This window comes from Pelagibacterium flavum (genome assembly GCF_025854335.1).
Classification (GTDB): Bacteria; Pseudomonadota; Alphaproteobacteria; order Rhizobiales; family Devosiaceae; genus Pelagibacterium; species Pelagibacterium flavum.
The window spans coordinates 3,339,035-3,351,260 of sequence record NZ_CP107716.1; the positions used below are offsets into that span (position 1 = coordinate 3,339,035).

The 12,226-nt window shown below is 60.4% G+C and carries 10 protein-coding genes; 3 read left to right on the plus strand and 7 right to left on the minus strand.

From position 1 onward, the window contains the following. Positions 1-6: 6 nt before the first annotated feature. The 4 genes from pstA to OF122_RS16825 all read right to left on the minus strand — a co-directional run bounded on the left by pstA (position 7) and on the right by OF122_RS16825 (position 5,283). Positions 7-1,293, minus strand: coding sequence for a phosphate ABC transporter permease PstA (pstA, locus tag OF122_RS16810; protein ID WP_264225330.1), 1,287 nt, complete (start codon positions 1,291-1,293; stop codon positions 7-9). A 10-nt stretch (positions 1,294-1,303) separates the two neighbouring features. Continuing rightward, a complete protein-coding gene (pstC, locus tag OF122_RS16815) occupies positions 1,304-2,683 on the minus strand; it encodes a phosphate ABC transporter permease subunit PstC (protein WP_264225331.1) in 1,380 nt (459 codons plus the stop codon). Positions 2,684-2,753: 70 nt separating this feature from the next. After that, positions 2,754-3,794, minus strand: a complete 1,041-nt coding sequence (locus tag OF122_RS16820; protein ID WP_264225332.1) for a substrate-binding domain-containing protein — start codon at positions 3,792-3,794, stop codon at positions 2,754-2,756. 241 nt (positions 3,795-4,035) lie between these two features. Then, positions 4,036-5,283, minus strand: coding sequence for a sensor histidine kinase (locus OF122_RS16825; RefSeq protein ID WP_264225333.1), 1,248 nt, complete (start codon positions 5,281-5,283; stop codon positions 4,036-4,038). Between the two features lie 140 nt (positions 5,284-5,423). Here OF122_RS16825 and ppk2 point away from each other — a divergent pair, with 140 nt between their 5' ends. Both ppk2 and OF122_RS16835 read left to right on the plus strand, forming a co-directional pair. Continuing rightward, positions 5,424-6,263, plus strand: coding sequence for a polyphosphate kinase 2 (gene ppk2 / locus OF122_RS16830; protein ID WP_264225334.1), 840 nt, complete (start codon positions 5,424-5,426; stop codon positions 6,261-6,263). A 33-nt stretch (positions 6,264-6,296) separates the two neighbouring features. Then, positions 6,297-7,214: a sugar kinase gene (locus OF122_RS16835; RefSeq protein WP_264225335.1), complete on the plus strand. Its 918-nt coding sequence runs from the start codon at positions 6,297-6,299 to the stop codon at positions 7,212-7,214. Here OF122_RS16835 and OF122_RS16840 read toward each other — a convergent pair. Beyond that, a complete protein-coding gene (locus OF122_RS16840; RefSeq protein ID WP_264225336.1) occupies positions 7,211-8,482 on the minus strand; it encodes a DUF3422 domain-containing protein in 1,272 nt (423 codons plus the stop codon). The genes OF122_RS16835 and OF122_RS16840 overlap by 4 nt on opposite strands. 119 nt (positions 8,483-8,601) lie before the next feature. Next, positions 8,602-9,144: a DUF924 family protein gene (locus tag OF122_RS16845; RefSeq protein WP_264225337.1), complete on the minus strand. Its 543-nt coding sequence runs from the start codon at positions 9,142-9,144 to the stop codon at positions 8,602-8,604. Between the two features lie 111 nt (positions 9,145-9,255). Between OF122_RS16845 and OF122_RS16850 the strand changes: the two genes are divergently transcribed. Continuing rightward, complete coding sequence (locus tag OF122_RS16850) at positions 9,256-10,353, plus strand: ATP-dependent DNA helicase (protein ID WP_264225338.1); 1,098 nt, start codon at positions 9,256-9,258, stop codon at positions 10,351-10,353. Between the two features lie 9 nt (positions 10,354-10,362). On the opposite strand, the gene OF122_RS16855 is transcribed toward OF122_RS16850, so the two are convergent. Then, positions 10,363-12,204, minus strand: coding sequence for a monovalent cation:proton antiporter-2 (CPA2) family protein (locus OF122_RS16855; RefSeq protein WP_264225339.1), 1,842 nt, complete (start codon positions 12,202-12,204; stop codon positions 10,363-10,365). Positions 12,205-12,226 lie beyond the last annotated feature (22 nt).

Consider the following 12,226-nt stretch of genomic DNA (forward strand, 5'->3'; position numbering starts at 1 on the left):
TGGTTTCTACCACGTACGCTGCAAGCGCTGCCGCAGGAATATCGCTATCGCGTTCATTGCAATCAGAAAGCCCAGCAGCACCAGAATACCCGCGGAGGTGCGTGCGACAAACCCGCGCTCGGGGCTGTCGGCCCAGATAAATATCTGAGTCGGCAAGGCCGTAGAGGCTTCCATCAGGCCGCCCGGAGGGCTTGTGATGAAGGCGTTCATACCGATAAGCAGCAGCGGAGCGGTTTCTCCGAGTGCCTGTGCGAGGCCGATGATCGTGCCCGTCAATATGCCCGGCAGAGCCAGCGGGAGAACGTGGTGCATGATGACCTGATGACGCGATGCGCCCATCCCCAATGCCGCCTCACGGATCGAGGGCGGGATCGATTTGAGCGAAGCGCGCGTCACGATGATGATAGTGGGCAGCGTCATGAGCGCGAGAACCAACCCGCCGACGAGCGGTGCTGAACGGGGCAGACCGAAAACCTGCAGGAAGACCGCCAACCCCAAGAGCCCGAAGACGATGGAAGGCACGGCCGCCAGATTGTTGATGTTGACCTCAATCACGTCGGTGACCCGGTTCTTGGGCGCGAATTCCTCAAGGTAGATCGCCGCAGCAATGCCAGCGGGAAAGCTGATGACGAAACATACGAGCAGGGCGTAGAAGGACCCGGTGATGGCCCCAGCCAACCCGGCCAACTCAGGGAACCGGCTGTCCGCGTTGAAGAACAGAGCCCAATTGAACGGTCTTGACACCCGGTCCTGCTCGACAAGCTGGTCGAACAGTTCGATCTGTGCGTCGGATACACGGCGCCTGCTCTCGGGCAGGTCGCGATCGATCACACCCTTGTTGAGCTGGTCGTAAGGGTCCGATGCCGGAATTTCCAGCGTCAATGTCTGACCGACTGCACCAGGATTGCGCATGACCGCGTCGCGGACAAGGAACTGGGTGTTGTTGGTCAGGATTTGGCCCGCGGTTCGCAGCGTCGCTGCATCCTCAATAGCCGGGAAAAGGTCTTCGATCGCTTCGGCAGTAACCGCGCGCCAGTTGCTGGCCTGCAGATCCTGCGCGTCGACATATTCTGCCGAAATCGGAAAATCCACGCGGACATGGGTTTGAGTGAAGGCCTGATAGCCGCCAAGGACCAGCGTGAATAGCAGGATACCAAGCAACCCGATCGCCGTGGAAATGGCGGCTATGCCATAGAGGCGCAACCGCGCCTCTGCCGCGTATCGGCGGCGACGTTGCGCAGCCCTTTGATCCGGGCTGATCACTGTGACGGAGGGAGCTGCGATATCGGCCATGTTGCGGTCCTCAGTCATACTGTTCGCGATATTTGCGCACGATCGTCAGAGCGACGACGTTGAGACAGAGCGTCACGATGAAGAGCACCAGACCGAGCGCAAACGCGGCCAGGGTCTTGGGACTATCGAAAGCGGTGTCCCCGATGAGCAGTGTTACGATCTGCACGGTCACGGTGGTTACCGAGTCGAGGGGATTGACATTGAGCGTGGCGATCAGGCCGGCGGCCATGACCACGATCATCGTTTCACCGATGGCGCGTGACAGGGCCAGCAGGACGCCGCCCATGATCCCCGGCAACGCGGCGGGAAGCATGACCTTTGTCATGGTTTCAGCGCGGGTGGCGCCCATGGCCAGCGAGCCATCGCGCAACGAGCGTGGCACGGCACGCAACGCGTCGTCCGACAATGACGAGATGAAGGGGATGATCATGATCCCCATCACACCGCCCGCAGCGAGCGCGGAATTGGGTGAAGTTGCCAGACCCATGAGATTGCCCGCCTCGCGAATTGCGGGGGCAACAGTCAGAACCGCGAAAAAGCCGTAAACCACGGTCGGAACGCCTGCCAGGATTTCCAGCAAAGGCTTGACCACGTTGCGGAACCGATCGTTGGCATATTCAACCAGATAAATGGCGGTGAAGATGCCGATAGGCGTAGCGACAAACATCGCAATAGCGGCGATGACCAGCGTGCCTAGAAAAACAGGTACCGCGCCAAAGGCACCGGCGCCGGCGATCTGATCTTCACGGATCGGAATCTGCGGCTCCCAGTTGAGCCCGAAGAAAAATTCATGGGCCGGTACCATCGCGAAGAACCGCATCGCCTCATAGACCAGCGACACGATGATCCCAATGGTGGTGAGAATGGCCACGATCGAACAAAAGATCATGAAGCCGGTCAGAAACAACTCGACATTGGTGCGGGCACGGAAGCGATGATTGAGCCGCGTATAGGCGACAAAGGCCGCTATGATCATGATGGCAACTGCGACCACCACCATGGCCCAGCCGGCGATAGTCTGCCAGCGCACCAGCGTTTCGGCAGCATCGAGAATGGCCTGCTCAGGGGTTCCGAAGATCACGCCAGCAGCGACGTTCTTGATTTCGGACATGAGCAGTTGCACCCGCGCCGGGGCCAGACCTTCAGTGAGGCTCGACGGCAGGGTGGAGACCAGCAGGCTCTCAATGACGCTGTTCTGGAACGCGAGCCAGAGCAGCACCAGGACGAGGGCAGGCACCCCAACCCAGATGGCAACGAAGGCACCGTGATAACCCGGCAATGAATGGGTTTCCGCGCCGTTTGCCGCTGCAAATCTGTTGCCGGCGCCGCGGCCGACATAAAAGGCCGCAAGGGAGAAGACAATGATCGCCAAGAAAAGATAGCCGAGCATTTCCGTGTCTCCTGCCTTGCGGTCCTGAAGGGAAAGGGACCGGGTCGAAACCCGGTCCCAGACATTGGTATTATTCGTAGCGCGTGAAGTGCTCGCCATTCTCGACGCGAGCGCGGGTTGCGTCGCGTTCTTCGTCGGAAAGCGGGATCAGGCCGCGCTCTTCAAGGTAGCCGCCCGGACCGAAGGAAGCTTCGGACACATATTCAGTCACGAATTCTTCGAGGCCAGGAATAACGCCGCGGTGTGCGTTCTTGATGTAGAAGAACAGCGGGCGCGAAACGCCGTAGGAAGCGTCGGCAATGGTTTCAGGCGCAGGCAACACACCTTCGACTGCAACAGCCTTGAGGGTGTCCTGGTTTTCGTAGAGGAACGAATAACCGAAGATGCCCAGGGCATTTTCGTCGGCATTGAGGCGCTGGACAATCAGATTGTCGTTTTCGCCGGCTTCAACGAAAGGCCCGTCCTGACGCATGCGCGAGCAGGTTTCTTCCATCGCGTCTTCATCGAGAGCAGCGATCGCTTCGAATTCCTCGCAACCTTCGAGCATGACGAGCTCGACGAAGGCGTCGCGGGTGCCCGAGGTCGGGGGAGGACCGAAGACGGTGATTTCCATGTCGGGAAGCGAGGAGTCGATTTCCGACCAGTTGGTGTAGGGGTTGGCGACGATTTCGCCATCAACTTCAACTTCAGCAGCCAGCGCCTGGAAGATCTGGGCCTTGGTCAGGTCCATGTCCGGGCCGTTCTGAGAATGGGCAATCGAGAGACCATCAAAGCCAATGAGGACTTCGGTGATGCTGTCGACGCCATTTTCAAGGCAGGTTTCGTATTCGGATTCGGTCATGGCGCGCGAAGCGCCCGTGATATCGGGGTGATCGACACCGACGCCGCCACAGAAAATCTGCATGCCGCCACCGGTACCGGTGGATTCAACGACCGGAGCCGTGCCGCCGGTCATCGCGGCGAACTGCTCGGAAACAGCCTGGGTGTAGGGGAACACAGTGGAGGAGCCCACAATGCGAATCTGGTCACGGCTCTGGGCCTGGGCGCCAGTTGCGCCAAGAGCGGCAACGACGGCCACTGCTGCAGCGCTGGCGTAAAGTGCGGTTTTCATGTTTCTGATCTTCCTTCGTGTCAGAAGCGTCAGGGCATAAGCCCCTTGGGTTTTGATGAAACCGGACATTTGTCTTTGCGGCTCCATCTCGAAAACACGGGCAACCTATGGCTGGCAGCTAAAGGTTCTATGTCATTTCTGTGACACTTGGATGACATCGCAACTTGCTGATATTGAATATAAAAATGCGCCGCCCCCTGTGGGAAACGGCGCATTGATAATATTTGTGACGAAGAAGCGGTCAGCGGGGCAGGAGGATTTCCACGCGAGTCCCCTCGCCCAGCTTCGAGCGGATGGAGAGCAGGCCGTGGTGGCGGGCAACGATGTGCTTGACGATGGCAAGGCCCAGGCCGGTGCCCTTTTTCTTGCGGTTGGCTTCGGCATCTCCGCGATAGAAGCGCTCGGTGAGGCGCGGCACGTGTTCCTCGGCAATGCCCGCACCGAAATCGGTAACGGTAATGGCGTGGTGGTCGCCTGAGCGGCTGGCGCTGGCAATGAGCGCTATCTCCACCCTGCCCCCGTCCCCGCCATATTTGATGGCGTTGTCGGCGAGGTTTTCCACCACTTCGAACAATTCCTGACGATCGCCGATGATGGTCACGGGTTCCTCGGGCAATTTTAGGTCGAGGACCAGTTCGGCGGCTTCGATCTTGGGCTCGAGAGTTTCGGCGACCTCACGCAGCAGCAGGTTGAGATTGACCTCGGTGGTGGGCTTGACGTGCTGGCGCAACTCGATGCGCGAAAGCGAGAGCAGGTCATCAATCAGGCTCGACATGCGCTCGGACTGGCTGCGCATGATGCCGAGGAACCGGCTGCGCGCCGCCTCGTCCTTTGCCGCGGGGCCCTGCAAGGTGTCGATAAACCCCATCAGCGACGTCAGCGGGGTGCGCAATTCGTGGCTGGCATTGGCGATGAAATCGCCGCGCATGCGGTCGGTGCGCTTCTGCTCGGTGAAATCGTAAAGGGTGATGGCCACGAAACTGCGGTCCTCGCCGGGGCGGTAGGGCACGACCGAGGCGCGATACCATGTTTCGTTGGGAACCGGGATGTGAAGTTCGGTGCCCTGGGCCGTCCCGGTCTCGATGGCCTTGTCTATGGCTTCCACAAGGTCGGGATCACGCAGGGTGAAGGCTAGGGGATCGCCCGTCTTGGCGCGGGGAAAGCGCTTGAGCGCGGCTGGATTGCGGTAAATCAGCACCGCCCTTTCATTGATGATCAGGCACGGCTCGGTGAGGATGTCGGAAAACTGCTCAACGGCGGTGTCGATGCCGGCAAGTGCGTCGGACGCTTTATCGGCTGCATCCGATTGACGCGAAGCGCGCGTCGCAATGGCGGTGATGGCAACGATGGCCAGAATGACCACACCGGAATCGAGGGGAGCGACCCTGCCGAATGCAGCCAATGCCATGACAAGTAAAATGGCAGCGGCGCCGACCAGGAACGGCGACGCCATGACGATTGGCCGGACCGCCGCGGGTCGCGTCTTCACTCTCTGTCCTGCGCTCATTGCAAATGAATCATCAATCATGACAATGGCCATATCGCGCGTGCATGACAATGGCATGATGAGCCGAGCGCCGCCGATTATGACATTTGTTACACAAAGCGCCCCGAGAGGACTTGATCTATATGGATGGCTTCGACCTCGAAAACCCAGAACTCGACGAGACAATCAAGGATCGGGCGCTGACCAGTGGCGGCTATCCTTATACCGAGAAGCTCAAGACCAAGGATTACGAAAAGCATCTGCGGGCCCTGCAGATCGAGCTGGTCAAGCTCCAACGCCATCTGGCCGAGACCGGAGAGCGCGTTCTGGCCCTGTTCGAGGGACGGGATTCGGCGGGAAAGGGCGGCACGATCAAGCGTTTCCTGGAAAATCTCAATCCGCGCAACGCGCGCACCGTGGCTTTGCCGGTTCCTTCGGACCGCGAGCGCACGCAATGGTATTTCCAGCGTTATGTGACACATCTGCCAGCGGGCGGTGAAATCGTGCTGTTCGACCGTTCCTGGTACAATCGCGCCGTGGTCGAGCCGGTGATGGGCTTTTGCACGCCGAGCCAGACCGAAAACTTCCTGCACGAGGCGCCGCCCTTCGAGCGGATGATAGCCGAGGAAGGCATTCATCTGTTCAAGTTCTGGCTGGAGATCGGGCGGGAAATGCAGCTCAGGCGCTTTCATGCCCGCCAGCACGACCCGCTCAAGGTCTGGAAACTTTCTCCTGTCGATCTCAAGGCACTCAACAAGTGGGATGAATACACAAAGGCGCGCAACAAGATGTTCGTGGCGACCGATACGCCCGATACGCCCTGGACGGTGATCCGGGCCAACGACAAGAAGCGCGCCCGGATCGCGGCCATCCAGTCGGTCCTCTGGCCGATCGATTACGCCGACAAGGACTTTTCGGCGATCGGGGAAATCGACCACCAGCTCGTCATGTCGCCCGAAGGCTTTCTCGCCAAGCAAGGATAGGCTATTGCGGAGCGCAAAACGGGGAGGACGCGCGTGAGCCTGACAGCAGTATCCATCGGCGAAGCCATGATTGAAATGAGCGGGGGCGAGGATCGCACCTACAGGCAGGGCTTTGCCGGGGACACGCTCAACACGGCCTATTATCTCAATGCGCTCCTTAAAGACGGCTGGACAGTCCGCTACGCAACGGCAGTTGGTGACGACCTTTATTCCCAACAGATGATCGAATTTATCGGGCAGACCGGCATTGATACCGGCGCGATCCGTACGATCAAGGGCAAGCGGGCCGGGCTCTACATGATCCATCAGGCCGATGGCGACCGCCATTTCACCTATTGGCGGGACACATCGGCGGCCAAGTTGCTGGCCGACGATGAAGCGGCTCTGAAGGCCGCTTTAGGCGATGCCGGACTGATCTATTTTTCCGGCATCACGCTGGCCATCCTTGCTCCCGAAGCCCGTGCGCGGCTTATTGCGGCAATTGGCACCCGGCGCGCCTCGGGAGCGCTGGTTGCGTTCGATCCCAATATCAGGCCGACACTATGGGCGGACGACAGAAGCGTAGTCGATGCGCTGACGGAAGCGGCGAAGGTTTCGAGCATCGTTTTGCCCACGCATGCCGACGAAATTCCCTATTTCGATGATGTGGATGACGACGCGACCGCACGGCGCTATCTGGCGGCGGGATGCGAAGAGGTCGTGGTCAAGAATGGCGCGGATCCGGCGCTCGTGGTGACGGGCGATGGACTGTGGCGCGTGGGCGCACGAAAAGTCGCCGAGGTTGTCGATGCGACGGGGGCCGGCGATAGCTTCAATGGCGGGTACCTGGCGGCCCGTCTGGCCGGTGCCAGCCCTGAGGATGCCGCCAAAGCGGGGCACGCCACCGCCTCGGTGGTCATCGGCCACCATGGGGCGTTGATCCCCAAGGAAGCGCTCAACCAAATAACTTAGTGCCCGGCCCCCTTGTCGAACCCTCGCCGGATGGCGCGGAGGCCGAAGAACACGGCGACAAGCGCGATGGGAGAGAGGATGGAGATGGCGAGCGTCTTGTCCCAGCCGGTCGCCTCGAGCGGTCCGGCAAGCGCGTAGCCCAGAATGCCGATCAGATAATAGGTGATGGCAATGGTCGAGAGCCCTTCGACCGTGTGCTGTAGCCGGAACTGGCTCCGCGACGTTTCGGCGATGGTTTCGAGCACCGACTTGTTCTGGATCTGCATGTCGAGGCTGATGCGCACGTTGAGCAGTTCGACGGCCCGCTCGAGCTTTTCAAGCAGGACAGCGAGCCGCTTGTCCATGGCCTCGCAAGTCGCCAATGCAGGCTCGACCCGGTTGCCGATAAAGCTCGAAAGCGAGGAGCCCTGACCCAGGGTGGTTTCGCGCAATTTTTCCAGCCGGCTCTTCATAATAGCGCCATAGGCATAGGCCGCCGCGAAACGATAGTTGAGCTGTTCGGAAATCTGACCCGAGCGCACGGCAAGCGCGTGCAGGCTTTTGAGTCGTTCCTGGACCGCGTCGGTGGATTCGACGGCGGAAAGATCGGTCATCACATCGGTCAATTCCATCTCCACCGCCCGCAGATCCGGACCGGCCCGACGGGCCAACGGCAGGGCCAGGAGTGCCATGTTACGATACGTCTCGATCTCGAGAATGCGGCGCAGCGTGATGGCCCGACGCAACGGCGAGAGCTTGCCGGCGGCAAATTCGAAACGGATGAACTTGTCCTTGTCGGGCACGAAATCGGTGGCCAGTTGGGCATTGGCATGTTCGACCGCAACAAGGCAGAGGCTTGTGGGATTGAACGAGGGGAACACCCGCTCGGGCAGTTCGGGCTCGTCCATCAGATCGACACGCATGGCGCCTACCAGTTCGGCTCCGCCCACGGCGTCCAGGCCGATATCTTGCGGCCAGTTCTCGGTATCTGTCAGCGCCGAATACCAGGTGATGGTGATGAATTCGGTGTGAAACTCCCAGGTCGCCACGCGTTCGGGGGTGGTGAACTGATACTGCCGACTGCCATCGTCCTTAACCGCGTGGCCATTGTCCGCCGCGAACCGGCGGAATTCTTCCATGGCCTTGCGCATGCCGCCCGTTCGGTCGGGGACGGTCAGGACCAAACGGCGCACGCGCATATTGGGCGCAACGAGTTCGACGGGCCGCGCGTGCAATTCGGCCAGAACCGCATCGCGGTGGGGATGGTCAGCTATTGGAGCAGCGCACATCTTTCAGAGCCTCAAAACAGCGTCGGCATACCGTACGCCCTCTGCAAAGCCATCCCCATGCACCTTTGGTTTGATGCGCGCTTTTGACCTAACTTGATCCCACTTATTCTGGAAGCGCTCTAGTAGGCCTTGCCTTCGCGCTCTTTCATATAAGCAACCTCCTCCGGCGTGGAGGTTCGTCCCAAAGCCGTGTTGCGAAGCGGGAAGCGGCCGAAGCGCGCAATGATGTCGTGATGCTCGATGGCATAGGGCAGATATTCATCATCACCCAGCGAGCGGAACAGACGCACCGATTCCTCCTGGATCAACAGCGATTCCGAGTGCTGGTAGGGCATGTAGGCGAAGAGTCTTTCATGCACGGAAAGCTCGGCGTCGAGGCCGCGCGAAACGATCTCCTGGGCCAGGGCCAGCGCCATGGTGTCGGATGCGAACGCCGCTGCGCTGCCTCTGTTGAATTGTCGCGAGAGCTGATCGAGCAGAATGATTTCGGCCAGCCGGCCCTGTGGCGTTTCGCGCCAGGTCCAGAGCTCGGAGCGGATCGCTTTGGCATGAATATCGCTGAGCCTTGCCGCGCAGCGGGCATCGAATTCGGGATCACCCGAATACCAATCCTGTGGCCCATGTTCGACGAACCAGAATTCAAGGACATCATCGGGCTGCATGACCCTCTCTCCAATCTCGTTTTGTTCACATTTTGGGTTTCGCCACGGCGTTTGCCCGGCAATACTGGCGGGGAACTGATTCCCCTCATTGTGTCGGAGTGTGTCTCACAAATGGTCGCTTGGTCCAGCCAGCAGGATGAGGCCCTCAAAGCCGTCGCCAAATGGCTCAAGGCCGAGAACGGGCCGCAGGTGTTTAGGCTGTTCGGCTGGGCGGGAACGGGAAAATCGACGCTGGCCCGGCATCTGGCCCAGGACGTCAAGACCGTCAAATACGCGGCGTTTACCGGCAAGGCGGCTCTGGTGATGCGCAAGCGCGGGTGCAAGGGCGCTTCGACCATCCACTCCTTGATCTACACGCGGATTTCGGAAAAGGAAGGCGAGCCGCGCTTCGTGCTCGACCCGGAATCGGCGGCGGCGGATGCCGATCTGATCGTCATCGACGAGGTTTCGATGGTCGATGAGGTGCTGGGCACCGATCTGCTCTCGTTCGGCACAAAGGTACTGGTGCTGGGCGATCCGTTCCAGCTTCCACCGGTGCAGGGCGAGGGTTTTTTCACCGCGCAGAACCCCGACGTGATGCTGACCGAAATTCACCGGCAGGCGGCGGACAACCCGATCGTCAGGCTCTCGCTCGATATCCGCGAGGGCCGCGGGCTGGACTATGGCACCTATGGCGAGAGCAAGGTGGTTTCGCGCCGCGAGGTCGATCAGTCCGAAGTGCTCGATGCCGATCAGGTGCTGGTGGGGCGCAACAAGACACGGCTCGATTACAACAACCGCATCCGGGAATTGAAGGGCTTGCCCACCGACATTCCGGTCAAGGGCGACCGGCTTGTATGCCTGAGGAACAACCCGCAGAAAAAGCTGCTCAACGGGCAGATCTGGACGCTCAATTCGATCAAGAAGCGCGCCGGCGGCACGCTGGAAATGACCATCGATCCTGAAGAGGCCGACCGCACGTCAGTGCAGACCAAGGTGCGCGCCCATCAGAGCTTTTTTACCGGCGAGGACGCCGAGATGAGCTGGCAGTTGCGCCGGCAATACGATGAATTCACCTATGGCTATTGCCTGACCGTTCACAAATCGCAGGGCAGCCAGTGGGACAGCGTCTATCTGTTCGACGAGAGCTTTGTGTTCCGCGATGAAGCGCAGCGCTGGCTCTATACAGGCATCACCCGCGCCGCCGAACGCATCACGGTTGTCCGGTAAACGCCGCCGTCAGCTCTCGGCCGGTTGAGCTTTTTCCAGGATTTCGGCAGCCTCGGGGTTGAGGGCAGCGCCCTTGTGCCGGGGCTTGAATGAAGGCGTGGGCCGTGGGCCCTCGGCATTGCCCAGCATGAGCGCGGCGCCCTCGCGCAAACCGCCGGCAACATCGAGTTCGAACCTTGCCTTGTCGCGCTCGCGGACCTCTTCAAGAATGTCGGCCGCTTCGCCCTCGTCGACGCCCAGCGCGACCAGCGTCTCGTAGCCGAAGACAAAGGCGGATTCGAGCATTTCGCGGATCTGGTAATCGACGCCGAGATGAACCAGATCGACGGCGTGCTCGCGGTCAAAGGCCCGGACATAGAGTTGCGCCAACGGGTATTGGGATTTGACGTGCTCGGCGATCCGCGTCGCATCGGCCGGCCTGTCGATGCAGACCAGAATGGCCGTGGCCGTGGGTGCGCCGGCAGCGTGGAGGATTTCGGGGCGAGTGCCATCGCCATAATAGACCTTGAAGCCGAATTCGGCAGCCGCGCGAATCATCTCGACGTCGTTGTCGATGATGGTGACGTCCACCCCCTTGGCCAAAAGCGGCTGACTGACGATCTGGGAAAAGCGGCCAAAGCCGATGATCAGCACCGTTCCGGCCAGGCCGTCGGCGATTTCGACGCCATCAAGGTTTGGCGCCTCACGCGGCATGATGCGGTTCATACCGATGATGGCAATCGGCGTGAGCACCATCGAGATGATGACAGTGGTGGTCAGGATGGCGTTCATTTCCGCGTCGAGAATGCCCACGCCGAGCGCGGCGGAAAACAAGACAAAGGCAAACTCGCCGCCCTGCGCCATGAGCACCGAGCGCTCCAGCGCCTCGCCATGGCTGGAGCGCAACAGGCGGGCGATGGCGTAGATGCCGGCGAACTTGACGGCCATATAAACGATGACCGCCATGATGATGAACGGATAGTTCTGGGCGATGACGCCAAGATCGAGCGACATGCCGACGGCGATGAAGAACAGGCCGAGCAGGATGCCGCGGAACGGTTCGATATCGGCTTCGAGCTGGTGGCGGAACGTCGATTCCGAAAGGAGCACGCCAGCCAGGAAGGCGCCCATAGCCATGGACAACCCGCTCATATCCATGGCCAGCGCTGCGCCGAGCACGACGAGCAGGGCAGCGGCGGTCATCACCTCGCGGGCGTGAGCATTGGCGAGAATGCGAAACAGGGGGTTGAGCAAAAAACGCCCGACAAGCACCAGACCGACCAGCGCGCCGACGGCAATGGCGATATCGGCCAGCCTTTGGCCCATGGTCACGGTTTCGGCCTGCGGCGCGATAAAGGTGACGAGAGCCAGAAGAGGAACGATGGCGAGGTCTTCGAGCAGGAGGACGGAAACCATTTTCTGGCCGGCAGGCGTTGCGATTTCGCCGCGTTCTTCGAGCACCTGGAAGACGATGGCGGTTGACGTGAGAACAAAGCCCAGCCCGGCAATCAGAGCGATGGTTGGTGGAAGGCCCATCATAATTCCAGCGCCGGTCATCAGCGCGGCGCATGTTCCCACCTGAAGAACGCCCAGCCCGAAAATTTCCTTGCGCAGGCTCCACAGCCGCCGGGGCTGCATTTCGAGGCCGATCACGAACAGGAACATCACGACGCCGAGTTCTGCAGTGTGAAGAATGGTCTCGGGATGGGTGACAACGGCAAAGCCGAACGGGCCGATGGCGAGACCGGCGGCCAGATAGCCCAGTACGGAGCCCAGTCCGATTCTCTTGAAAATGGGGACGGCAACGACACCTGCCGCCAGAATTCCGACGACCGGAAAAAGATCGAACCCGTGTGCCGCTTCGCCAGCCATCCTGTCCCCCGGGAGATGAAAT